This window comes from Spirochaetia bacterium (assembly GCA_022482625.1).
Taxonomy (GTDB): domain Bacteria; phylum Spirochaetota; class Spirochaetia; order Sphaerochaetales; family Sphaerochaetaceae; genus Pleomorphochaeta.
Window position 1 is genome coordinate 2,338,555 of record JAKVOU010000001.1, and the last position, 24,450, is coordinate 2,363,004.

Sequence of the window (24,450 nt, forward strand, 5' to 3'; positions counted from 1 at the left end):
GATAGAGAAGTATACCACACAAATTTGATATCAGGTCAAGAATATTTCATATATGTATCACAATCTTGTTGTCTTGTGCTTAGTATGTAAACTGCAATTGATTGGTATTAGACTTCCCATACATAACCAGGGTGAATGCTTGAATTAAAAGAAATTTACAATTTGCTGTTCCTCCTCTATACTTGGCAGATAAGGAGGATATGATGAAACATGATATGGTCAAAGTCATCGCCTCCTGTATTGCTGTCGTGCTTATGCTTGTCTTCTTCAATCAGTTCATAAAGAAGGAACAGGCTGAAATGGAGGAGCATGTTACCTTCGGTGCAACCTATATGTCGATGGACAATCCTTTCTTTGAGGAACTGAATTCTTCCATGCAGGAGATAATCGAAGCAAACGGTGACAGGCTCATTGCCCGTAACCCTGCCCAGAACCAGGAGAAGCAGAACCAGCAGATCTATGATATGCTGGCCCAAGGCATAGATCTGCTGTTCATCAATCCCGTAGATTGGAAAGGAGTGATGCCTGCTTTGGTTGCCTGCAGGAATGCAGGGATCCCTGTGGTCAATGTCGATACCAATGTATTCGATACTTCCTATGTCGATTCCATAATTCTTTCCGACAACTATCTGGCAGGTGTCCAGATTGCCAATGATGTCATTTCGAAAAGGGACAGTGGGCGGATTGTCATCCTTTCCCACGACAGTATCTTTTCGACGTATGAAAGAGTCAGAGGCTTTGAAGAGACGATTGCAAAATCCCATAAGGATTTCAAGGTCGTATATAAGACAACGACAGTCGTTACTTTGGAAGCTTCCATGGATGCCATGCTGAAGTTCCTTGATTATAAGATTCCGTTTGACATAGTCCTGGGTGGCAATGACCCTACGGCTCTGGGAGCACTGGCGGCTATGCAGAAGACAAACATAGGGCTTGATAAGCTTATCTATGGCATCGATGGTTCTCCGTTGGGCAAAGCAATGGTCAAGCAGGGCTACATGGATGGGACCAGTGCACAGTTTCCCATTGAGATAGGGGAGAAATCCGCACATATTGCCTATGAGATATTGGCAGGCAAGGAAGTTCCCAAGCAGATTCTCATACCTGTCAAGCTCATTACTTCTGACAATGTCGATGATTTTGATATATCGGGGTGGCAGTGATGAATGTAAGCAACCTCAGACAAATCAAATATCTGCTTCTGTTGATAAACATACTTGCAGTCATGTTCATTGCCATTGTCATACGGAATACGACACAGTATATCTGCATGCTTGGTGCTGCCAGCTCCTTTCTGTTTGAAGTGAAGGCAATACCCATGAATCCAAACGGCAATTATTTCCTTGTCTTTGCCTTGTCTGCTGTATTGCTGTTTAATTTCCTGCTCAGGCAATTTGTCATTCCTTCCGAAACTGATAAGATTACGGTGACCTTGTTGCTGGATTCTGCTGCGACGATATTGCTTATGGTCTTTGAAGATTTCAATTACAATGGTATTATCCTATGGATCATAGCTAATTTTGTCTACTATGTGAATTCTCCGAAGAAGTTCCTGGCAATCGGCATCGGCATTGCAGGGTATATCTTTTCAAACTATGGCTTGCTGTCCATCTATACACCGCTCTTTTCAATTGAAAAATATTTCGTAGTCTATCAATCATTTACCAGGACATTGCTTTTTATTCTCTATTATTCCCTTTCTGCCTTGAACCTGATCGTCTTCATCATTTTCTGCATCCTGGTAATTCAGGAACAGGAAGGTATCATAGAAGAAGTAAACCATCTGTATTCGCAGCTCAGTGATGCCAACAAAGAGCTGAAGAAACTGGCGGACATCAAGGAAAAGATGGGTGAGACCAGAGAGAGAAATAGGATTGCCAGGGAAATCCATGATACCATAGGCCATTCCCTTATGTCGATTTCCATTGGTATTGATGCAGCTTTGACATTGATTGACAATAATCCTTCCCAGGCAAAAAGGCAGTTGCAGACAGTGTCGACAGTTGCAAGGGAAGGTATTGCCGATATAAGAAGGTCGGTAAGTGCTCTGCGGCCTGATACCTTGGGATCCCATAGGCTGAGCCAACAGATAAGCCATCTGGTGGATAAGACTGTCAATGCAACAGGTATCGTGATTCACTATACCTGTGAGGAAAAACTGGAATTTGAGAATGATGAGGAAAATGCCATTTTCAGGGTGGTGCAGGAAAGCCTGACGAATGCAATCAAGCATGGTCATGCGACTGTCGTGGATATTACATTGGAAAAAAAGGATGGGAATCTGCTTATCTTGGTCAGGGACAATGGTTGTGGCTGTCAGCATATGGTTCCGGGATTCGGTACTGCGCATATGAAAGAGCGCATTGAGATGCTTGATGGAAGTATTGAGTTTGTTTCTGACGACGGTTTTGCAGTAAAGGCCATCATTCCCATAAGGGTGGAGGGAGGTAATGATAAAAGTATTGATAGCTGATGATCAGCAGCTGATTCGTGAAAGTCTGAAAATTGTCTTGCAACAGACCGAGACTATTGAAGTGACAGACAGCGTAGGGAACGGATATCAGGTAATCCAGAGCGTGAAGGAAAAGAAACCTGATGTCATTCTGATGGATATACGGATGCCGAACTTGGACGGTGTCCAATGTACCAGGCAGATAAAGGAACAGTATCCTCAGATCAAGATCATTATCCTGACGACTTTCGATGATGATGAATATGTCTATGATGCCCTGCGTTATGGAGCCAGTGGCTACCTGCTCAAAGGAGTATCCATGGATGAGCTGATAAATGCCATTCGGATCGTCCATGAAGGGCAGGCTATGATCAATCCTGACATACAGGCGAAGGTCGTACGTCTTTTTTCTGAGTTGGCCAATCTAGGGGAGAATATCAGCCAGAGCATCATCATCGACAAAGCAGATGTCAGTACGTTGTCTTCATCTGACTGGAAGGTGATACGTGAAGTTGAAAAAGGCCTTTCAAACAAAGAAATAGCTGAAAAACTGTTTCTTTCGGAAGGAACTGTCAGAAATTACATTTCCAATATCCTGACGAAGCTTGAACTGCGCGACAGGACCCAGCTTGCAATCTGGGCAATTGAAAACAAGTTGCTGAAACCGAAGCCATGAAAATTAAAAATTCATTCCTGCTGGTTGCCGTCCTTGTCGCTTCATTGCTTTCAATCTGTCTGTATGCATTGCTGTCCTATACCCGCCAGACGCAAGGTAAGGATATCGTACTTGAGCTGGGTGTCTTCGCAGGTCCTTATTGGGATGTCACTGATGAAGACTACTATAAGTTGGTTGACAAGGCCATTGAAAAATTTGAACAGAACAATCCTGGTGTACACGTTCATTATGAGTCCGGTGTCAGGATGATTGATTACAGCGAATGGCTGAGTGAAAGGATTCTGAAAGGTGAGACTCCCGATGTCATGATTATTCCCAGCCGCGATTTCAACATGCTCATTTCCTTGAAGGTACTCAGGAACCTAGGAGACTTGATCAGCAGTGATCCGGAAATAAATGCTGGAAGTTTCTTTCCGTTCGGTTACAGTTCAGGGTCTATGAACGGGCGCCAATATGCACTTCCGTTTGAGGTAAACCCGAAGCTGATGGCTGTAAACAAGACCTTGCTGCAGCGTGAGGGGTATGATGTACCTTCCTTGGACTGGAAATGGAATGATTTCTATGACCTTTGCTACCATCTGACAAGGGATTTGGATGGAGATGGGCAGAAGGATATCTTCGGTGTCTGTAATTACAAATGGACCGATGCCGTGTATTCCAACGGAGCCAGGCTTTTTGACAGGGATGGCAGCAAGGCTTATTTCAATGATGCCGGTGTCATCGAAGCTGTCAAGTTCATGCAACGTCTGAATGACCTGAACAATGACATCAAGTTGACCAAGGATGACTTTGACATGGGAAAAGTTGCTTTTATGCCTCTTACCTTTGCAGAGTATAAGACGTATACGACATATCCTTACAAAATCGAAAAATATATGGATCTGAACTGGAGTTTCATTACTTTGCCTGCCGGACCATCAGGGGACAATGTATCGGTAGCGGATTCCCTGCTGATGGGTATCAGCAGCAATTCCAGCCATGAACAGTTGGCCTATCGCCTTCTCAAGACATTTACTGCTGATTCCGAGATACAGCTGGACATCTACAATTATGGGCATGGTGCCTCAGCCCTGAAAGAAGCTGCCAGTTCTCCGCAGGTGGAAAAGATCATGCAGGACAAGATGGCCGAGAATGACATGAACTATGACAGCAACCTGATCATACAGGTCCTGGATAACAGCATGTTCTGCCCGGTCTTCAGCAAGTATGATGAATTGATGGCCCTTGCCAACAATACCATAGAACATATCATTTCGGAAGATGAAAACGCAGAAAGTTCCTTGCGTAAGTTCCAGAGGGATATCCTGAAACTCATTGAATGACAATATTACATTTGTCATGGTCCAACTGATTACATTTGCCAATTGCGTTTTCATATTTCTCCTTCATAATCGGATGTATCAAGAAAAAAAGGAGAAGCATATGAAAAAATTCGTATGTGCATTGATGATTGCATCCCTTGCAATCGGCTCAGTATTTGCCCAAGGTTCCTCAGAACCCCAGGCTTCTTCCTCAGGCGAGACACATTATAAGTTTGGTTTTACCTGCATGGATCAGTCAAATCCTTTCTTTGTCATTATTGAGAAGACCATCAGGGATGAGGTCGAGGCGAGAGGAGACGAATTGATTTCTGTCGATCCTGCAAATGATGTGACAAGACAGATCCAGCAGATCGAGGATGTCGTGGCCCAGAACATCGACGGTATGTTCCTTAATCCTGCAGAAGCAGAAGGAATCATTCCTGGATTGGACATGCTCAAGAATGCCGGTGTTCCCATTGTCAATTTCGATACGGAAGTAGCCGATATGAGCTACGTAACCACCTATACCGGTTCAGATAACTACCATGCCGGTTATGTCTGTGGCGAAGATATGGTAAAGAAGTGCCCCAATGGCGGTGATATCATCGTATTGGATTCCCCGACCATGAATTCTGTCGTTGACAGGACCAACGGTTTCATGGATGCCATCAAGGGACATAATTTCAATATCGTGGCACAGCAGGATGCAAAGGGCAACCTTGAAAAAGCAATGAACATCGCAGAGGACCTGCTCCAGGCCCATCCTGATGTAGTTGCGATCTTCGGCGGCAATGACCCGACGGCTCTTGGAGCCTTGGCTGCAGCAAACGCAGCAGATATCAAGAACTGCAAGATCTATGGTGTTGATGGTTCGCCTGATATCAAAAAAGAACTTGCAAGCGGACATACGCTCATTGAAGGTACCGGTGCCCAGTCTCCGGTTTCCATTGCAAAGACTTCCGTCGATCTGATGTATAAAATCATGGCAGGAGAAAAGGTCGATGCCAGATATCCTGTACCTACGTTCCTTATCACTGCAGACAATGTCGCCAAGTATGGCGTTGATGGTTGGCAGTAGGCTTGATGATCTGATGAACTGAAAGTTGATGAAAGTGCCGTGAGGCACTTTCATCATGTACAAGGAAACAACGTAATGAATGATTGTTTGCTACGGATGGTAGATATTCACAAGAGATTCCCCGGTGTCTATGCACTGAGGGCAATTGACTTTGAGCTGGAAGCCGGTGAAGTCCATGCATTGCTCGGAGAAAACGGTGCAGGCAAATCGACCCTTATCAAGGTTTTGGGCGGAATCTACAAGAAAGATGAAGGGAAAATATACATAGATGGCAAGGAAGTGGAGATCAATGATGTCCATGATGCCCATAGGAACGGTATAGCAATCATCCACCAGGAATTGGTACTGGTCCCATACATGACGGTTGCCGAAAATATTTTTCTCGGACGGGAACCGATGAAAGGCCGTTTTGTCAACAAATTCAAGATGAACCGTGATACCAAGAAATTGCTTCTGGATTATAACCTTGATTTTGAACCGACAGAATTGATAGTCAACCTTTCCATTGCCCAACAGCAGATGGTTGAGATTGTCAAGGCCATTTCCTATAACTCGAGGATACTGGTCATGGATGAACCGACATCCTCGATTTCAGATAAGGAAGTGACCTTTCTGTTCTCCATCATGAGGACTCTTGTCAAGAAGGGAATCGGTATAATCTACATTTCCCACAAGATGAGTGAGCTGGGAGAAATCTGTGACCGGGTCACGGTACTTCGGGATGGGCAGAATGTCGGTACCAAGATTGTCAAGGAAACATCCAAGGATGAATTGATTTCCATGATGGTCGGTAGACAGCTGTCATCTTACTATACCAGGGATTACCAAGTACCGGGTGAAATAGTACTTAAATGTGAGCATCTGTGTGACAACAATATGGTGCTCGATTCTTCATTGGAAGTCCGCAAGGGTGAAATCGTCGGTATGGCCGGACTAGTCGGAGCTGGCAGGTCCGAGACAGTCCAATGCATTTTTGGGTTGACCAAGAAGTATACGGGAGATGTCTGGATAAAAGGAAAGAAGAAAAGGCTGTCATCTCCGGTAGAAGCTTTGGCTTGCGGGATTGCCCTTGTCCCTGAAGACCGGAAACTGGAGGGACTGTATCATATCCAGTCAGTCAGGTTCAATTCAACCATCGAGGTCTTGGGAAATTTCATCCATGGGATAGCCGTGGACAGGGAAGAAGAAAGCCGGATTGCCCAACATTACATCGATGTGATGAATACGAAGACTCCTTCCCAGGAACAGCGGATGAGCAATCTGTCCGGAGGTAACCAGCAGAAGGTCATGATCGGCAGATGGCTGGCAACAAAGCCTGACCTTTTGATCTTGGACGAACCTACCAGAGGTGTCGATGTCGGAGCAAAGGCAGAGATCTATGCCATCATGAATGAATTGGCAAAGCAGGGTATGGCAATCGTCATGATATCTTCTGAGCTTCCTGAAATCATCAATATGAGCGACAGGGTCTATGTAATGGCCCATGGGGTGACCAGAGGTTGCCTGGAACACGACGGACTTACGCAGGAAAAGATCATGCGATTGGCTGCAGAATAGAAGGAGAGAGTTATGTCAGCTTCAGAAAATGCACTGCTGGAAATGAGCTTGGGCAAAAGGTTCAACAACGGTGTAAAACAGTATTTCAAAGAGAATCTAGGAATCATCATTGCATTCCTTGTGTTGTTTGCTTTCTTGGCAAGTAATCCCCATACACATGATTCGTTCATGACTTCCCGGAATATGTTCAATGTCCTGCGGCAGATTTCTACAAACCTCTATCTTGCCTGTGGTATGACAATGGTCATTATCCTCGGAGGAATTGACTTGTCTGTCGGTTCGATAATAGCTTTGTCAGGATGTGTGGCTGCTGCCGGAGTAGCGCGGTATTCATTGCCTATTCCTGTTGCATTGTTGCTTGGTTTGCTGATAGGATTGATAGTAGGAGCTTTCAACGGTGTGGTAATTGCAAAGACAACCATTCCTTCCTTCATCGTAACATTGGCTACGATGAATATCTGCAGGGGCCTTGCCTATGTGTATACAGGTGGTTCTCCGGTCAGGGTCGTAAGCAAGGAGTGGCAGTTCATCGGTGCGGGATATATAGGACCGTTTCCTACCCCTGTCGTCATCCTCGTAATCGTGTTGATAATTACGACGCTTCTCATGGACAATACGAGGTTCGGCCGGCATATATATGCAGTCGGTGGCAATGCTCAGGCTGCGAGGTTTTCCGGTATTGATGCCGCCAAAGTAAAGTTCTGGGTACATGTCTTTGCTGGAGTGCTTTCCGGCTTGGCAGGTGTCGTGCTGGCTTCCCGGATGTATTCCGGTCAGCCTACCGCAGGTCAAGGAGCTGAAATGGATGCCATTGCAGCTGTTGTTGTCGGTGGTACTTCCATGGCAGGCGGCAGCGGCAAGATCGGAGGTACCATCATAGGTGCTCTGATAATCGGCTATCTTAACAACGGCCTGAATTTGATGAATGTCAACTCATTCTGGCAGTATGTAGTCAAAGGTGCTGTCATCCTGTTGGCAGTGTTCATTGATTTCATGCGGAACAAGAATAAGAAATAGAAGGTGTATGATGCTGGTAAATTTGAAGACGATAATGGAACATGCTGAATCACGTGGGATTGCAACAGGTGCTTTCAATGTACCGAACTGGGAATCGGCAAAGGCCATAATAGGAGCTGCAGAGGAACTTGATATGCCTGTCATTATGAATTATGCTCCGGTACACCATGTTTATCTGAGCATGGAGGATGCAGCTTTCATCATGTTGCATGAAGCACATAAGGCTACGGTTCCCGTCTGCGTGCATCTGGACCATGGCGGGTCGTTTGAACAATGTATGTCTGCCATACGACTGGGGTTCACGTCCGTAATGATCGATGCCTCAGCCAAGAGTCTGGAAGGCAACATTGCAGAAACAAGTGCAGTGGTCAGGGCCGCCCATAGTGTGGGCGTATCCGTTGAAGCTGAACTTGGACATATCTTTACGTCAAGGAACGGGATCAGTGAAGTAAGTCAGGATGTTGAGACGGCCGAGGACTTCTCTGACCTTGCAGATGTGTATACTGATCCTGCAGTAGCCAAGGATTTCGTTGGGAAGACAGGTGTAGATGCCCTTGCCATTGCCTTTGGTACATCACATGGTATCTATGTCAAGAAACCTGTGCTCGATCTGAATAGGATCAGTGCTGTAAGGAAGGCTGTCAATATCCCTTTGGTCATGCATGGTGGATCAGGCTTGAGCAAGGAAGAATTCCAGACTGCCATACGCAATGGCATCAGAAAAATAAATTACTACACCTATATGACGCTCTGCGGAGGTACAGCTGTGCGTCAGTTCATCACAGAAAAGGAGGATGAGGAAAATATCTTCTTCCATGATATTCCTGGCATTGCCATGAAGGCCATGAAGGGTAATTTGATTGAAGCTATGAGGATATTTTCCTTGCAATGATATATGGACAAAGGCATAGCGGTCGTAGGATCATTGATTCTTGACAAGCATTTTGTCATGGACGCTTATCCTCGCAAGAGTACGTTGGTAAAGGTTTCTGCAGGGGAACAGACCATCGGAGGTGCCGGCAATCTCATCATTGACCTTGCCAAGTTGGATACCCAGCTGAAGATAAAGGTAAGTGGTATCGTCGGAGCCGGTACCGATGGCAGGTTCATGAGGGAAGGTTTTGCCAAGTATGGCAATATCGATGTTTCGGGTATCAAGGACGGTGGTGATACATCTCTGACGCTGGTGATGGATGCCAGAGAGGACAAGACCAGGACATTCTTTTATTTTCCCGGGGCCAGCGATACTTTTTCCTATGAAGATATCGATTGGGAGGCCATCGATGCCGATATCTTCCAACTGGAATATCTATTGTTGCTGGCAAAGGTCGATGCTGCCGATACTGAGTATGGTACTGTGGGTGCAAAGATCCTGCATGAAGCAAGAAAGCGAGGATTCCTTACTTCAATTGATGTAGTTTCTGAAACGGGTCCTAGGGCGGCAACGGTGGTACCTCCTGCTCTTGCCTATACAGATTTCTGCACCATAAATGAGATTGAGGCCTCTGCTGTTACCGGAATTCCGGTATTGATGGATGGTGTTGTCCATGAAGGCAATATGGTCAAGGCACTGAAATGTCTGAAAGATATGGGTGTAGCCAGATGGGTGGTCATCCATTGTGCCCAGGCCAGCTATGGTCTTGATTGTAGCAGCGGCAGGATTTTCAAGGTTGCGAGCCTCGATATTCCAAGAAGCCGGATCAAAGGTACGACAGGTGCCGGTGATGCCTTCTGTGCGGGCATACTGTATTCGGCTTATAAGCAGAAGAGCTTGCAGGAGGCCTTGCAGTTTGCTTCGGCCGTTGCCGGTTGCTCTCTTTTTGAAAGCAATGGGACGGATGGTCTGAGATGTGTCAAGGAAGTCATGCAGGTATATGCTGCATACAAAGGAGCTGAGCCTTATGAAGAGATCAAAGATCAATGAAGTAATCAGGGACATGGAAACAATGCTAGATGCATATCACATTTCCTTGCCTCCGTTCTGCCGTTGGTCTCCTGAACAGTGGAAGACGAAGAACCATGAATATGATGAGATCCGTGACAATCGATTGGGCTGGGATATTACTGATTTCGGCTATGAGGATTTCGATAGAACCGGTTTTGCACTTATTACTCTCAGGAACGGTAACCAGAAAGATCCGAAGTACAGGAAGGTATATGCAGAGAAGCTTATCATGTTGAAAGATGGGCAGACGGCACCTCTGCATTATCACTGGTTCAAGAGTGAGGATATCATCAACCGAGGTGGTGGTAACTTGCTTATTACTGTCTACAATGGAGATGAAGCAAGAAACAAGTTGGACAATGATGTCATGGTCAATTCCGACGGAAGGTCCTATATCGTAAAGGCAGGGACTGCCGTAAGGCTGTGCCCTGGAGAAAGCATTACGCTCTGGCCATATCAATATCATAGTTTTGCAATCGAGAAAGGCAGTGGGGATGTCATGATAGGGGAAGTGTCACGTTGCAACGACGACGAGACTGACAACTGTTTCTTTGAGGATATTCCCAGGTTTCCTTCAATTATCGAAGATGAAGCTCCTTACAGGTTGCTTTGCACTGAATATCCTGAGGTAGAGCGCTGATTATTGATGCTGGCCCCGATTGATTTTATTTTCTTGGGCAGTGGATAAGTTTGCAGAAACCTGTTATCTTCATGCAAGAGGATTCTACATGAACTACATCATCTTGCAAGGTGACTCTGTGCTGCTTGCTCTGCATGGAAATGCCTGCTATTTGCCGGAAGATAAAGATCTTCCAGAATCTTGGCTGAAAAAGCTGCAGTTGTTTCCTTTGCTGGGATCAAAGGAAACCTATCTTGTCTGTTCCACGGCACTTCCTGAGGTCAATGGTCTGGTCTATGGGAATCTGCGGGCCAATGCTTCTAGGATGAGCAGGGAAACCTATGCCCTTATATGCCAAGCCAAGGCAATTTCCAATTGGGACCATGGGCATAGGTTCTGTGGCCTGTGTGGCGCTGAGTTGCTTCCATTGCAGGAAGACAAGTCGAAGACTTGTCCCAGTTGCAAACATCAGTGGTTCCCTGAGATAGCATGTGCCATAATAGTGGGAATAAGGAAAGGCAATTCTTTGTTGATGGCTCACAATGCCCATTTTCCGGAAGGTTTGTACAGCCTTGTTGCAGGTTTCATTGAACTTGGAGAGACCTGTGAGCTTGCAGTTGCAAGAGAGGTGATGGAGGAAGTCGGTATACGTGTACACAATATACACTACTTTGCTTCTCAGCCTTGGCCTTTCCCTAATTCTCTTATGATGGGCTTTACTGCCGAATATGCCGAGGGAGAGGTTATACCGGATGGAACCGAATTGCTTGATGCCGGTTGGTATACGGCAGATCATCTGCCTCCTTCAATTCCAAAGGTGGGTACCATAGCCAGAGCCATCATAGACGATTTTTTTGCTTCTCAAAGCCAGTGAATACATTTGTTTTTCCGACATTTGATGATATGATTATAAAATGTTTCGGAGAAAAAAACTATTTGTACAGATCCTTTTGAATTTCCTTGCCATAATGCTGATTCCCTTAGGGTTCTTGTCTTTCTGAACTTGGCAGGATTTTTTCTTTAACATTCAGCATAAATTCCTTTTCCCCTCTTACAGACTAGCTTTGTTCCGGTTTACATGGTATTATTATACTATATTTTATGTGGTGGATAACAAAAAATTGGGAATTTCCTGTACACCATAATTGCCAGGTATTAGGAACTAAATGGACACAGACATCTACAAGACAAATGCAGAAACTGTATATGAAGAAATCAGTCACAAAATAATTACTGGGGCATATCCTCCAGGAATGCGCTTATCCAGAAGACAAATTGCAGCTGAACTTGGTGTTAGCTCTATTCCTGTGTTGGAAGCTTTGAAACGTCTGGAGCAAGACGGTTTGGTTGAATATCGACCATACTTAGGTTCTTCTGTCACTACACCTACAGAAGACAAAATAAAAGATATGTTTGCCTTTAGAGAAGCAATTGAATGTCAAGTTGCAAGAATCCTTTCCCAACATATTTCTGAGCAGACAGAAATAGACTTGAGGTCAATAGCAGATGAACTGGATCTTTTACGGTATACCTTGGATAATCCGGAAAAGACAAATGATAAACATCTTGAGTTCCATCTTGCTTTGGCAGAAGCAACAGGATATCCCTCTTTGGTTTCTGGATTAAAAAAAATTAATTTCACATGGTTGTTGTTTAATGCTATAATTTCCAGACGTAAACATCCTATTACACATCGCAGATGGCATGGTCTTCTTTTGGATAAGATATTTTTGCACGATCCGGATATTGCCGAAGAAGCAATGAGAATACATATCAAAGATTCAATGGGGCCGATGCTTGAAAGTTTCAACCAAGCACTATCTGATAAATGATATTTAGTATTTGCTTGGAATAACTCCAGAATGGGGTTTGTCAAAAAGAAGATATTTGTATTATTTCTTCTAGGAGCAACAGATGGATCCAAGTAAACTTGGGTTTTTATATTTGCCTATTTAGAAGAAAAAATGGGAAAAGTTTAGCAGATATATCATTAGTTCCTGTCTGTTTCCTTTTATATTTTATAAAAAGAAATAGGAGGTGTCTTTGGGTTTTTCTGTAATACTAAATCAAGATTTCGATTGTAGCCCTGAATTTTCCCTTTCGATAACACTTTGATTTTATCTCGTTGCATTACCTGAGGTAGGGAGCTCTTTTATTGGAAAAGTTCTATTTCATGATCTGTTGTTCCACAGAACTTTTCAGTTTTCCTTTGACTGGAAAACATTCATTCATTTAGTTATTCGTTTGCTAATTAATTGCTGAACTTGATGATGTTTTGTCCTTTTAGAAAGGCGCTGGTCTCTTGATATTTATTTTTCAAACTTGGGTCAGTTTAGAATGAAGAAGATGGGTTTTCGCCTAGTTGCTATAATATTATCTTATATGTTAAGAAATTAATTATTATATGGAAAGTGAGAAAAAACTTTTGACAAAATGATATATCAGGTATATCATTTCGATTGTAGAAAAAGTTTCGTGAATATAAACGGAGGATTAAGAATGAAGGGTATGAGTAAGGTATTGTCGCTCATGACCGTAATGATGGTTTGTGCCTTGTCGGTCATAAGTGCATCAGGACAGCAGGAATCCAAGGAAAATCTTGGAACTGGATATCCTACCCGAACTATACAGGTAATCATTCCTGTTGGAGCTGGTGGTGATACAGATACAAATGCTAGGATTTTCTCTCAGTATTTGGAAAAAGAACTGGGGCAGACACTTGCTGTCGTGAATGTGAAAGGTGGCGGTGGCACCATTGGTATGCAACGGGTCCTTGATGCAAAGCCTGATGGCTATACAGTTTTGTTTTATCATGGCGAGGCCATGATTCCAAAAATTGCAGGTCTCGTCGATTACGGTATTGATGCTTTTGATATGGTCGGAATCGGATTGGTAGATAACACAACAGTTCTTGCAACACACCCAGGAATGCCTTTCTCTGATATGAAGGGGTTTGTTTCTTATGCTAAGGCCCATCCCGGCGAAGTTGAGTTCGGGATGATGACCGGTGGATATCCAGAATTGGTTGGCCTTGCAATTGAAGATACTGCCAAGATAGACCTTAATTTGGTTGATGTCGGGGCAAATGCGGCTAAGACTGTTGCCTTGAAGGCCCGTAAAACGGATGTAATCAATACACAATATGGATTGACCCAGGACTATTTCAAAAACGGGGATTTCATAATGTTAGGTTTGACCTCTCCTGAAAGAAATCCATTGATTCCTGATATTCCGACAACTGCAGAACAGGGTTATCCATTGGATTTCAATAAATTCTTCTTCTTTGCTATGCCTAAAGGAACGCCAAAGGCAATCATAGATAAATTTTCTGCTGCTATTAAGAAAGTCGTAGAAGATCCAGATTTCAAAGCTGAAGTTGCGAAGCATTACTTGACACCGACATATATGGGGCCGGAAGAAGCGAGTAAACACGCTCAGGAAACCTATGATTATTTTTTGAAATACCAAGATTTGTTCAGGACATCTGGAAAATAAAAAAGAATCAGGAATAAAGATCCATTGTTGGGAACGGACTGTTTTCGACAATGGTATATGTTTGATAGAAGCTTTAAGTTTCTGGAAGTAGATGTGGTGTTCTATGGAAAATAAAAATAAAATATTAGGTATATTTAGCCTCGCAGTAGGCATTGTTTTGTTCCTGTTGAGCTTAAATATACACGATAAAGCTGCCGTTGGAGTCGGTGCTGCTTTTTTCCCGAAATTGATTTCACTTGGAATATTTGCCATGGGAATCGTCCTATTGGTACAACGAAAAACAGGTATGGGCAAACAGGTCGATAAAAATCAGTGCTGTACTCAAGTAGTTTCTGATTTTACGGGAAGGGGTCGATATGTCTGGATGACGGTCGGCCTGCTGGTTGCCTATCTCATTTTGATTTCTATTTTTGGTTTCTTACTTAGCTCAATAGGTTATATCTATTTTCAGATGCAACTTTTAGCCTGTGACAGTGACCATAAGACCCGATTGAAGGATTTTGCAATTTCAGTACTTACATCTGTTATAGCTTATATGCTGTTTGTACATGTTTTTGGAATTATGCTTCCTCTCGGTTGTTTCGCTGAGATTGGAGGATGATATGGTATTACAAGGAATTATTTCGGTATTGAATCCATATGTATTATTGTTGATTCTTGGTGGCACAGTACTGGGTATTATCTTTGGGTCTATTCCAGGGATTACTGTAACCATGGGTGTTGCTTTGTTTTTGCCTGTGACTTTTATGATGCAACCTGTTCCTGCACTTGCACTCTTAATGGGACTTTATATCGGCGGAACTTCCGGTGGATTGATATCTGCAATTTTGTTGAATATACCAGGAACGCCTGCTTCTATCTGTACATGTTTGGATGGGAAGCCTATGGCAGAAAGAGGTGAGGCAGGTAAGGCAATCGGAACCGGCGTTCTGTTTTCCTTCATCGGGGGATTCTTGAGTCTCCTTGTTTTATATTTTATTTCTCCGTTGCTTGCAAAGGTAACCTTGAACTTTGCATCATATGAATATTTTTCTCTTGGACTTATCAGCCTTACATTGGTATCAAGTATTTCTGGAGATTCGTTGATAAAAGGGGTATTGAGCTGTCTGTTCGGCTTTATGTGTACGTTTGTCGGACTTGCCCCCATAACGGGATATCCTCGTTTTACTTTCGGCTTTAGCCAATTGATGGGGGGAATAAGCTTATTGCCGACACTCATCGGGTTGTTTGCTGTTTCCCAGTTATTGGTAGCGGCAGAAGAAGGTGGTTGTACAAAAATAACTGCGCAGAAAAACCTGGCGATGCATGGTTTTGGAATTTCGACCAAGGAATTCTTATCTCAGAAAGTGAATTGTCTACGTTCTGCCTTGATTGGTACGGGTATCGGGATACTTCCAGGCTTAGGGGCTTCGATAAGTGGTGTCGTGTCTTATGGGATTGCAAAAGGACATTCTTCTTATCCTGAAAAATTCGGTACAGGAATCATTGATGGAATTGTTGCTTCGGAAACTTCAAACAATGCCTCGACAGGTGGTGCAATGATTCCTTTGTTAACCTTGGGTATTCCTGGTGATAATACAACGGCAATTATCCTTGCTGGTTTTATGGTGCAGGGGATTACTCCTGGTCCATTGCTGTTCCAATCGAATGGAAAGTTGGTCTATGCTATTTTTACAGCTTTGTTCTTTGCTAATATTTTTATGTTGGTGACTGAGCTGTTCGGTATGAAAGCCTTTGTAAAAATCCTTCGTGTACCGAAGAAAATATTATTACCTGTTATATTAGCATTATGTGTAATAGGTTCATACGGGCTTAATAACAGGATGTTTGATGTCTGGACAATGGTCTTTTTTGGTGTAGTCGGTTTTGCCATGAAGAAATTCAAAATTCCTTCGACTCCCTTCTTATTAGGGTTCATATTGGGGCCGATGATTGAACGTGAATTGCGTCGTGGACTGATGCGAAGTAAGGGTAGTTTTGTTCCGTTTATTACTTCTCCGATATCAGGAACCATACTTATGTTGACCTGTCTGATTATCATTTGGTCAATCGTAAAATCAGTCAAAAAAAACAAGAAAGCTATATAGCATTGGATAATGGATATGAGAGAAAGCATGCAGAATCGGATTGATTCCGATATTTTGAAAAAGACGGTGGATTTTATATATCAATTCATTGATATACCACTCAACTATCGCCAAAGTGGTCATCCTGGGGGGTCTCATTCAAAGGCCGAGTTGTTCTTGAGTTTGCTGTTGAGTGGAAATTTCCGCTGGGATATCAGGGATAGTCAGAAAAGATTCCGGGATCGTTTTGTACTTGGTTGTGGGCATACCGTTCCTTTGGTTTATGCTACGTTGGCAGTATTGAATCAAACCATGCGAGTGGCTTATGAAGAAACCGGATCCAAACGTTATGCATTCAAAGATGATAGGAACATGCTTCTTTTCTGGGAGGATCTTGTTTCTTTTCGTAGGCTTGGCGGTCTTTCTGGACATGCTGAGGCATATGGAAAAACTTCAATTCTAGCCACAAATACCGGCGCTTCGGCTCATGGTACTCCGGCTGCTGCGGGCCTTGCCTTTGCTTTGAAGAGAGCAGGGGCTGGAGAAGTACGTGTGTTTTTATTGGAAGGTGAAGGGGGTCTGACTCCTGGTGCGACACATGAAACATTGAATTCTGCTTGGGGTATGGCCTTGGATAATCTCCATTTTTTGGTTGATTGGAATGATTATGGTATTGATTCCCATAAGACAAGTGATGTTGTCTTTGGTACTCCGGATATATGGTTTTCCAGTCATGGCTGGAAAGTCGTTCCTGTTGAGGATGGAACGAATTTTTCTCAATTATTCCGAGGTTTGCAAGAACTTGTTGTTACGGATAAAGTAGATGCACGGCCTTCGATGTTATGGGCCAGAACCAGAAAAGGAAATGGATATGGAACATTCGACAATGTTTCTCATGGGACGCCTCATCCAATCAATAGTCCTGAATTTTGGGAACTTGAAAAAAGGTTCAGTGCTGAATATGAGGTTGACTTTGTCAATGTCGATGGTGCCTGCAGTTCTGATCCTCAAATAAAACACAGGGAATTTCATGATAACTTAAAAGCTGTAGCAGAAGCTTTGGGAAAAGATAAGTCATTGTGTCTTACTCTTGCTGACCGTCTGATAGAAATAGGTGATTCTGTCCCAGAGTCTATCGATGGTTTTAAGTTGGAACGCTATGGCAATCCATTTGCTGATTCTAGATTTTGGAATTTTACCGATTATCCATCTGAGTTATGGAAAGCAAGTGGAGAAAAAGTTTCACCCCGTGTTGCATTGAGTCGTTGGGGGGCTTTTATCAATAGTTTATGTCGAAAAAACTATGATCGCCCGATGTTTTTAGCAGCTTCAGCAGATCTTGCCGAATCGACCGGTTTGGGAGGTTTTGCACAGGGATTTAATGGTATCAAAGGGTATGGATGGTATAACCGTGTCGGTAACGATGAAGGGATCCTAGCTCCTTCAGAAATTACAGAATTTTCTAATGCTGGTATGCTAAGTGCTGTCGCTACCCTTAACCTAGCTAAGGACAGCAAGAAGGAATTTGATGGATTCTATGGAGTTTCTTCTTCTTATGATTCCTTTTCATACTTGGCATATGGTCCTTTGCGCTTGTTTAGTCAATTCAATCAGGATACTGATCGGAAAAGTGGAAAATTCATGTGGGTAGGATCTCACACCGGTCCAGAAACAGCAGATGATAGTCGAACGCATTTTGGGATTTTTTCTCCTATGATCATGCAGTGTTTTCCTCGGGGAAGTGTTATAAATCTCTATCCATGGGAATATAATGAAGTCCCAGTACTACTTGGAGCGGCATTTTGTTGCGATATTCCCTTGATTGTTCTTCATGTGTCACGTTCATCGGTTGAAATTCCTGACAGAAAAGCGCTGGGAATTCCTTCACATTATGAAGCTGCTCGAGGAGCTTATATATTGAGGGATTATGACAAGGAACATCCCCAGGAAGGTACATTCTATGTCCAAGGACAAAGTGCTGTCGCTTCGATAATAACTTTACTATCAGAAATTGATAGGGCAAAGTTGAATATCAAAATTGTCTGTGTTACCAGTACAGAACTTTTTGGATTACAGGACGAGATATATCAATCAACAGTCGTTACTGCTGCAGATAAAATGAATTCAACATTCATAACGACACAAAGTCGCAGAAGCATGATGGACTGGAGTTTCAACAGTCTAAGTGATTTCTATGCATTGTCAAGTGATTATGATGAAAAATGGAGAAGTGGGGGTACTCTTGAAGAAGTTCTTGATGATGCACATATGACACCTAAATGGATTTTCGAATCCATGAAAAGCTTTATTACAACAAGGAAGCTCAGATTGCAGATTCTAAGTAATCAACTTGGAGAAGCCTTGAATGATCAAAAACATAATTTTTAGGAGAAATAAGTATGTCAATAAAAGAATTGCGCGAAGGAAAAGATGCTGTGGGGACAATGATTCGTCTTGTTCGGAACCCTGCTGTCATTACAATAGCGAAAAATGCCGGATTGGATTTTGTTATGTTCGATATGGAACATAGTAACTATTCTTTTGAGACAATCAGCGATGCAGCGACACTTGCACGTGCAACCAAGCTTGATTGTTTTGTTAGAGTTCCTGAATTAGCTAAAAGTTATGTTTCGAGAGCTTTCGACTGTGGTGTTTCTGGGGTTATGGTTCCTATGATTAGGAACGGCGAAGATGCCAGACGTTTTGCAGGTTGGGCGAAATATCCACCACTTGGAGTCAGGGGATTCGGAAGTAACAGTGCCCATACGGAGTATAGGAATGTCAATGGAAATTCGGCCCAATTCATGGAAGAAGAAAACGAACGGACTTTAGCTATTGCCCAGATTGAATTGAAAGAAGCAATTGAAGAAATCGATGAAATTGCAGCTACACCAGGAATTGATGCTTGTCTTGTCGGACCAGCTGATTTGTCAAATTCCATGGGTATGCCTGGCGATTTCATGAATCCTTGTATGGTTGATGCAATCAAGAAAGTATCAGAAGCCTGTAAGAAACATGGGAAGATATTTGGATTTCATACAAATGCAAAATTACTGGAATACTGGATGCCATATGGACTGAAATTGAAGATGTGTTCCATGGATATCAATTGGTTGAGCAATGGTATGCAGACGATTGTTGATTTGAAAGAAAAGAAGTGAATTGATGCCTGGGGACAGGCTTGTCTTATAATGACACTGTTTCTGTCCTCAGGATTCAGTGAACGAGGAGATGATGACAATGGATATGAAAAAGAAAGCTTATGATTTATTGGTTGCTTGGCGTGGAAATTCCTACATACATGGTCTTGGGGTTATTGGAAAGCTTGGTGCCGTAGCAAAGAAATATGGAAGGTCGACATTATTGGTAGTCAATGAAACATCAATGAAACCTTATATGGCTGAAATTCGGAATTCTCTTGCAGCTGAGGATATTACAATTTGTACAGTTGCTCCAGCTGCCAGACCGAATGCACCTCGGGAGGATGTGTTTCGGTTGGTAACATATATTTTGGAGTTTAAACCTGATTCAATATTGGTCGTAGGCGGAGGTTCCTCTATTGATGCATGCAAATGTGCAAGTGTCTTGGCATCCTTGGGTCGGAAAGTAACCCCGGAGATTGATCATTATTTCGGTACTGGCGTCGTTTCTTCCGATTTGCATGAAACAGGATGTAGCCTGGTGCCTGTGATTGCTGTCCAGACTTCAGCTTCATCAGGAGCACATTTGACAAAATATGCAAATATTACAGATCCAGTGGCAGGACAAAAGAAGCTGATTGTAGATGATGCAATCGTACCAGTATCTGCAGTATTTGATTATGCATTAACAAGGACCATGCCTTTGAAGGTAACCATTGATGGTGCTTTGGATGCAATTGCGCATACGTTTGAGGTCTTTTGTGGGGCGAAAGGGTCATCGTATGGTCTTGCTGAAGAACTGGCAACTACAGCTATCAGTCTATGTGCTGAATATGCAACGAGACTGGTAAGTAATCTTGATGATATCGAAGCCCGTGAAGCAGTAGGGTTGGCTACGGATCTGGGAGGATATGCCATAATGATAGGTGGTACATCAGGAGCGCATCTGACTAGTTTTTCCTTGGTTGATCTGGTCGGTCACGGAACAGCTTGTGGCATAATGAATCCATATTATGCGATTCTTTATTCTCCTGCTATCCAACCTCAGCTTAAAGTAATTGGAAAAGTGTTTAGCAAATATGGCTATATTGATTCTTCAATTGATGGAGCTGAAGGGCGTGAACTGGCAATTGCTGTGGCCAAGGCGATGATTGCTTTCGGAAAATCAATTCAAGCTCCGACGACTCTTGGGGAGCTGCCCGGTTTTTCCGATGACTATATCAAACGTGCATTGATTGCAGCAAAAGATCCTCAACTGAAGATGAAATTACAGAATATGCCTATTCCAATGAATTCAGAGGATGTTGATGTGTATATGGCCCCCGTATTATATGCAGCTGTGGATGGGAATCTGTCACTTATCAAGGAAATGCCGATGCGAAGATAGCGGAAGGTCTATACTTTCGTTTTGTAGCAAAATATTCATGTGTTGGTGAAATGGCATTTGTTTGCATATCTGTTATGTTCTGCATTGACTTTGAGGAGGTAACATGAACATCAATTTACCCTATGGTAAAAGTTCTCTGATGATGGAAATTGATAAACGGCAGGTAAAAGGTATTATGGAATCTGGTTTACATGCATATGTTCCACTGGCGGATGGTGAGACATTGGTTGAAAATGCGTTGCTTCATCCTGTCTGTTCAAAACCTTTGGCTGATCTTGCAAGAGGGAAGCATGAGGTAGTATTGATTGCCAGTGATCATACCCGGCCTGTTCCCAGTCGAATCATCGTACCTCGCATGCTTCGTGAGATAAGAAGGGGGAATCCGCATGTTCATGTTACTATACTAATTGCTACAGGATGCCATCGGGGTATGACTGAACAAGAACTAGAATTGAAATTTGGAAAAGAAATCGTTGAAACAGAAGATATAGTAATGCATGACTGTACGGACCAATCTAATATGGTCCATATAGGAACACTACCCAGTGGTGGTGAATGTCTGGTCAATGGTTTGGCTCAGAAGGCAGATTTGTTGGTTGCAGAAGGTTTTATTGAACCTCATTTCTTTGCAGGGTATTCCGGTGGACGGAAATCTGTTTTACCTGGCATTGCAAGCCGTAAGACAGTATTGGCCAATCATTGTAGTGAATTCATTGCAGACGACCATGCACGGACCGGGATATTGGATGAAAATCCAATACACAAGGACATGGTATGGGCTGCACGACAAGCTGGTTTGTCTTTCATTGTTAATGTTGTACTTGATGCTGAAAAACATATTGTCTTTGCAACTGCAGGAGATACAATAGCAGCCCATGAAGCCGGATGTCATTTTCTAGATGGATTAAGTAGGGTTAATCCGATTCCTGCTGATATAGTTGTTTCAACCAATGGAGGGTATCCCCTTGATCAAAATGTGTATCAAGCTGTCAAGGGAATGACAGCTGCTGAAGCGACGGTACGTGAAGGTGGTGTCATCATCATGGTGGCCAAAGCTGATGATGGAATAGGCGGTGAAGCTTTTTTTCATCAAATGGCAGATGAGCCTGATATTGAAAAGACCAGATGTTTGTTTTTATCAAGGAACAAGAATGAAACCGTACCCGACCAGTGGCAGAGTCAGGTATTTATCCGTGTCCTTCAAAAAGCGACAGTGATTTTCATAAGCAGTATAAATGATACTATCGTTCGGGATTTACATATGATTCCGGCTCATGATATAGGTGAAGCACTTTGCCTTGCAGCAAAAATAATTGGTAACAGCACTCCTTCAGTTACGATAATACCGGATGGGGTATCGATTATCGTTGATAAAGTGTTTTGATCTTTTTGCTGTACTTTATATTTTTCCATATAATATATGATTTTGTTTCAGATATATGGTTCTGTCCATGGCCGTGTATGATGGAAAATATCGTCGACATAGGGGCATGTGTAATCAATCAAGGTTGTTTGGTATGAATGAAGATTTCCTTTTGGCTATAAATCGAATGATTGAAAAGGCAATGCCCTGTCTTACATTGGCAGGTATTGCTATTGGTTTTTTGCTTGGCGACAAAGTCGCTGTCTATTCCTATCTTGCTGTCCCGCTTTTTGCATTCATGACATTTTCCAGTACATTGAACATGAAAGTGGATGATTTTCTATCGACAGTTCGGACTCCTAAATATATTTTGGTTTTTTTTATAGTTTTTCTTGGTGTGCAACCTTTGTTGGCATGGGGGATATCATCTTTATTGTTCCCGGGTGATGCACAGATTATCACAGGTTTGGTGCTGTTATATTCGACTCCTATTGCGGTATCTTCTTCTATTTGGACTGATATATATAAGGGTAATATGTCCCTTTCCATTACGTTGATTCTCCTGGGTACTTTGGTAGCACCGGTGGCGACTCCTTTCCTTATTCAGTTGTACCGAGGTCATGTAGTACATCTCCCAGTGATGTCTATGTTCATATCATTGCTTTTGATGATTGTGATTCCCTCCATATTAGGCATTTGCCTTAACGAATTGAGCAATGGACGTTTACCAAGACATTTGTCACCGATATGTAAGCCTCTGTCCAAGTTTGCTTTGCTCCTTGTCATTATTGTAAATATAGCCAAGATCAAAAGTTCTATCGGCTCTTTTGAATTGGTATATCTTCAATCCGGGCTGTTAGCGATATTTCTCAGTGGTATAGGTTTTATCGGGGGTTTTTTTGCTGCTCGGTTTGCTGGTGGTGATGGAGGATGTCAGGTTTCACTGATGTTTTCGACCGGTATGCGAAATATCAGTGCTGCATTGGTATTGGCAATTGCCTATTTTAGCCCACGTACAGCAATTCCACTTATTATTGGGATTTTGTTTCAACAGGCTATGGCAGCTGTTTTTGGTTCGGTTCTTTTAGGTAGAGAAAAAGAATATCAGGTCAATAAGGCCTGAAGAAAGAATAACCTGTGTTTCCTTATGGCATAGGAAGGAGAATAAGAAATGAAAATAGTGGTATTAGATGGTTATACGTTAAATCCTGGCGACTTAAGTTGGAAAGAACTTGAAAAAATCGGGGAATTGTGTGTATACGATCGAACTGAATCTTTTCAAATTATCGATAGAATCGGTAATGCAGCATATGTTTTTACAAATAAAACCTCTTTGGGAGAGGACGTTTTTGCTGCTTGTCCTAATCTGCAATATATCGGTGTACTTGCTACAGGATATGATATCGTGGATGTTGTTGCTGCAGCCAGACATGGGATTATTGTGACAAATGTCCCATCGTATGGGACTAGTGCTGTCTCGCAGTTTGTATTTGCCTTGTTGCTTGAGCTGTGCCATCATGTCGGTCACCATGCCCAACGTGTTGCTGACGGGGCCTGGGCAACTTGCAAGGATTTCTGTTTTTGGGATTATCCGAGTAAAGAATTGTATGGGAAGGTAATGGGAATTGTAGGTATGGGACGAATCGGATATGCTACAGCCAAAATTGCACAGGGTTTTGGAATGAAAGTACTTGCATATGATAAATTAATAAATGAAGAGTGGAAAAATGAAGGCATAACCTATGTCTCCTTGAAAGATTTGTTCTCTGAATCTGATGTAGTTTCCCTGCATTGTCCATTGTCAAAAGAAAATATCGGTATGATCAACAAGGAAACAATTTCCCTTATGAAAGACGGTGCATATCTGATCAATACATCCAGAGGCCCTCTGATCGATGAGGATGCTCTCTATGATGCACTTGAAGAAGGAAAACTGGCAGGAGCCGGGCTTGATGTCTTGTGCATAGAGCCACCCTCTGGACATAACAGGTTGTCTACCCATCCTAATTGTTTGGTTACTCCACATATAGCATGGTCGCCGAAGGAATCAAGACAACGGCTTATGGATGTTGCTGTAAATAATCTCCGAAGTTACATCAATGGAAAAACTGTTAATGCCGTTAGGTCCTTTTGATAGCATAAATATCAGTTTATCAATTCTTATTTTATTTGTAATAATGAGTTACTTTTTGATAGGCCTTTATTAGGCTGATTTATATTTATTTGAATCGTTGTTTCCTAGAGTTGATGGTACAGAAAGGCCTTACATGCGGGGGACAACGAGTTTCTTTTATTTTATGCATTGTGGTTCAGTCATATTCCTGTTGCTTTGAAATCTTTCTGTTAGCATCCAT

Annotated in this window: 21 protein-coding genes; all 21 read left to right on the forward strand. The window is 42.7% G+C overall.

Annotation, left to right across the window (positions count from 1 at the left end):
- Positions 1-203: 203 nt before the first annotated feature.
- The 21 genes from LKE40_10675 (at position 204) to LKE40_10775 (ending at position 24,230) form a co-directional block, all read left to right on the forward strand.
- A complete protein-coding gene (locus LKE40_10675; GenBank protein MCH3917891.1) occupies positions 204-1,163 on the forward strand; it encodes a sugar ABC transporter substrate-binding protein in 960 nt (319 codons plus the stop codon).
- A complete protein-coding gene (locus LKE40_10680) occupies positions 1,163-2,473 on the forward strand; it encodes a sensor histidine kinase (protein ID MCH3917892.1) in 1,311 nt (436 codons plus the stop codon). The genes LKE40_10675 and LKE40_10680 overlap by 1 nt, the downstream gene beginning before the upstream one ends.
- Entirely contained in the window at positions 2,451-3,128 is a 678-nt protein-coding gene (locus tag LKE40_10685; GenBank protein ID MCH3917893.1) for a response regulator transcription factor, read from the forward strand. Before LKE40_10680 ends, LKE40_10685 begins: the two co-directional genes overlap by 23 nt.
- Positions 3,125-4,450, forward strand: coding sequence for an extracellular solute-binding protein (locus LKE40_10690; protein MCH3917894.1), 1,326 nt, complete (start codon positions 3,125-3,127; stop codon positions 4,448-4,450). Before LKE40_10685 ends, LKE40_10690 begins: the two co-directional genes overlap by 4 nt.
- A 100-nt stretch (positions 4,451-4,550) precedes the next feature.
- Positions 4,551-5,507 carry a sugar ABC transporter substrate-binding protein gene (locus LKE40_10695; protein ID MCH3917895.1) on the forward strand — a complete coding sequence of 319 codons (957 nt, stop codon included), beginning with the start codon at positions 4,551-4,553 and terminating at the stop codon, positions 5,505-5,507.
- Between the two features lie 75 nt (positions 5,508-5,582).
- Positions 5,583-7,064 carry a sugar ABC transporter ATP-binding protein gene (locus tag LKE40_10700; protein MCH3917896.1) on the forward strand — a complete coding sequence of 494 codons (1,482 nt, stop codon included), beginning with the start codon at positions 5,583-5,585 and terminating at the stop codon, positions 7,062-7,064.
- Between the two features lie 42 nt (positions 7,065-7,106).
- Entirely contained in the window at positions 7,107-8,081 is a 975-nt protein-coding gene (gene rbsC, locus LKE40_10705) for a ribose ABC transporter permease (GenBank protein ID MCH3917897.1), read from the forward strand.
- Between the two features lie 10 nt (positions 8,082-8,091).
- Positions 8,092-8,973: a class II fructose-bisphosphate aldolase gene (locus tag LKE40_10710; protein ID MCH3917898.1), complete on the forward strand. Its 882-nt coding sequence runs from the start codon at positions 8,092-8,094 to the stop codon at positions 8,971-8,973.
- Positions 8,974-8,976: 3 nt separating this feature from the next.
- Positions 8,977-10,005: a carbohydrate kinase family protein gene (locus LKE40_10715; GenBank protein ID MCH3917899.1), complete on the forward strand. Its 1,029-nt coding sequence runs from the start codon at positions 8,977-8,979 to the stop codon at positions 10,003-10,005.
- Complete coding sequence (locus LKE40_10720) at positions 9,983-10,666, forward strand: D-lyxose/D-mannose family sugar isomerase (protein ID MCH3917900.1); 684 nt, start codon at positions 9,983-9,985, stop codon at positions 10,664-10,666. The genes LKE40_10715 and LKE40_10720 overlap by 23 nt, the downstream gene beginning before the upstream one ends.
- An 88-nt stretch (positions 10,667-10,754) precedes the next feature.
- Positions 10,755-11,519 (forward strand): NAD(+) diphosphatase, encoded by a 765-nt coding sequence (nudC, locus tag LKE40_10725; protein ID MCH3917901.1) that lies wholly within the window; start codon positions 10,755-10,757, stop codon positions 11,517-11,519.
- Between the two features lie 292 nt (positions 11,520-11,811).
- Complete coding sequence (locus LKE40_10730; protein ID MCH3917902.1) at positions 11,812-12,477, forward strand: GntR family transcriptional regulator; 666 nt, start codon at positions 11,812-11,814, stop codon at positions 12,475-12,477.
- 667 nt (positions 12,478-13,144) lie between these two features.
- Complete coding sequence (locus LKE40_10735) at positions 13,145-14,140, forward strand: tripartite tricarboxylate transporter substrate binding protein (protein MCH3917903.1); 996 nt, start codon at positions 13,145-13,147, stop codon at positions 14,138-14,140.
- A gap of 103 nt (positions 14,141-14,243) precedes the next feature.
- Positions 14,244-14,741, forward strand: coding sequence for a tripartite tricarboxylate transporter TctB family protein (locus LKE40_10740; protein ID MCH3917904.1), 498 nt, complete (start codon positions 14,244-14,246; stop codon positions 14,739-14,741).
- A gap of 1 nt (position 14,742) precedes the next feature.
- Positions 14,743-16,227: a tripartite tricarboxylate transporter permease gene (locus tag LKE40_10745; protein ID MCH3917905.1), complete on the forward strand. Its 1,485-nt coding sequence runs from the start codon at positions 14,743-14,745 to the stop codon at positions 16,225-16,227.
- A gap of 351 nt (positions 16,228-16,578) precedes the next feature.
- Complete coding sequence (locus LKE40_10750; protein ID MCH3917906.1) at positions 16,579-18,594, forward strand: transketolase; 2,016 nt, start codon at positions 16,579-16,581, stop codon at positions 18,592-18,594.
- Between the two features lie 11 nt (positions 18,595-18,605).
- The gene (locus tag LKE40_10755; GenBank protein MCH3917907.1) at positions 18,606-19,367 is read left to right on the forward strand and encodes an aldolase/citrate lyase family protein; all 762 of its coding nucleotides are present in this window, start codon (positions 18,606-18,608) and stop codon (positions 19,365-19,367) included.
- Positions 19,368-19,446: 79 nt separating this feature from the next.
- The gene (locus LKE40_10760) at positions 19,447-20,733 is read left to right on the forward strand and encodes an iron-containing alcohol dehydrogenase (GenBank protein ID MCH3917908.1); all 1,287 of its coding nucleotides are present in this window, start codon (positions 19,447-19,449) and stop codon (positions 20,731-20,733) included.
- 103 nt (positions 20,734-20,836) lie between these two features.
- Positions 20,837-22,117 carry a nickel-dependent lactate racemase gene (gene larA / locus LKE40_10765; GenBank protein MCH3917909.1) on the forward strand — a complete coding sequence of 427 codons (1,281 nt, stop codon included), beginning with the start codon at positions 20,837-20,839 and terminating at the stop codon, positions 22,115-22,117.
- Between the two features lie 133 nt (positions 22,118-22,250).
- On the forward strand, positions 22,251-23,219 hold the full coding sequence (locus LKE40_10770; protein ID MCH3917910.1) for a bile acid:sodium symporter family protein: 969 nt from the start codon (positions 22,251-22,253) through the stop codon (positions 23,217-23,219).
- A 48-nt stretch (positions 23,220-23,267) separates the two neighbouring features.
- Positions 23,268-24,230, forward strand: a complete 963-nt coding sequence (locus LKE40_10775; GenBank protein ID MCH3917911.1) for a D-2-hydroxyacid dehydrogenase — start codon at positions 23,268-23,270, stop codon at positions 24,228-24,230.
- Positions 24,231-24,450 lie beyond the last annotated feature (220 nt).

Coding starts and splice junctions, on each gene's coding strand:
- LKE40_10675 (MCH3917891.1), top strand. CDS start 204: ATGAAACATGATATGGTCAAAGTCATCGCCTCCTGTATTGCTGTCGTG.
- LKE40_10680 (MCH3917892.1), top strand. CDS start 1,163: ATGAATGTAAGCAACCTCAGACAAATCAAATATCTGCTTCTGTTGATA.
- LKE40_10685 (MCH3917893.1), top strand. CDS start 2,451: ATGATAAAAGTATTGATAGCTGATGATCAGCAGCTGATTCGTGAAAGT.
- LKE40_10690 (MCH3917894.1), top strand. CDS start 3,125: ATGAAAATTAAAAATTCATTCCTGCTGGTTGCCGTCCTTGTCGCTTCA.
- LKE40_10695 (MCH3917895.1), top strand. CDS start 4,551: ATGAAAAAATTCGTATGTGCATTGATGATTGCATCCCTTGCAATCGGC.
- LKE40_10700 (MCH3917896.1), top strand. CDS start 5,583: ATGAATGATTGTTTGCTACGGATGGTAGATATTCACAAGAGATTCCCC.
- rbsC (MCH3917897.1), top strand. CDS start 7,107: ATGAGCTTGGGCAAAAGGTTCAACAACGGTGTAAAACAGTATTTCAAA.
- LKE40_10710 (MCH3917898.1), top strand. CDS start 8,092: ATGCTGGTAAATTTGAAGACGATAATGGAACATGCTGAATCACGTGGG.
- LKE40_10715 (MCH3917899.1), top strand. CDS start 8,977: ATGGACAAAGGCATAGCGGTCGTAGGATCATTGATTCTTGACAAGCAT.
- LKE40_10720 (MCH3917900.1), top strand. CDS start 9,983: ATGAAGAGATCAAAGATCAATGAAGTAATCAGGGACATGGAAACAATG.
- nudC (MCH3917901.1), top strand. CDS start 10,755: ATGAACTACATCATCTTGCAAGGTGACTCTGTGCTGCTTGCTCTGCAT.
- LKE40_10730 (MCH3917902.1), top strand. CDS start 11,812: ATGGACACAGACATCTACAAGACAAATGCAGAAACTGTATATGAAGAA.
- LKE40_10735 (MCH3917903.1), top strand. CDS start 13,145: ATGAAGGGTATGAGTAAGGTATTGTCGCTCATGACCGTAATGATGGTT.
- LKE40_10740 (MCH3917904.1), top strand. CDS start 14,244: ATGGAAAATAAAAATAAAATATTAGGTATATTTAGCCTCGCAGTAGGC.
- LKE40_10745 (MCH3917905.1), top strand. CDS start 14,743: ATGGTATTACAAGGAATTATTTCGGTATTGAATCCATATGTATTATTG.
- LKE40_10750 (MCH3917906.1), top strand. CDS start 16,579: ATGCTTCTTTTCTGGGAGGATCTTGTTTCTTTTCGTAGGCTTGGCGGT.
- LKE40_10755 (MCH3917907.1), top strand. CDS start 18,606: ATGTCAATAAAAGAATTGCGCGAAGGAAAAGATGCTGTGGGGACAATG.
- LKE40_10760 (MCH3917908.1), top strand. CDS start 19,447: ATGGATATGAAAAAGAAAGCTTATGATTTATTGGTTGCTTGGCGTGGA.
- larA (MCH3917909.1), top strand. CDS start 20,837: ATGAACATCAATTTACCCTATGGTAAAAGTTCTCTGATGATGGAAATT.
- LKE40_10770 (MCH3917910.1), top strand. CDS start 22,251: ATGAATGAAGATTTCCTTTTGGCTATAAATCGAATGATTGAAAAGGCA.
- LKE40_10775 (MCH3917911.1), top strand. CDS start 23,268: ATGAAAATAGTGGTATTAGATGGTTATACGTTAAATCCTGGCGACTTA.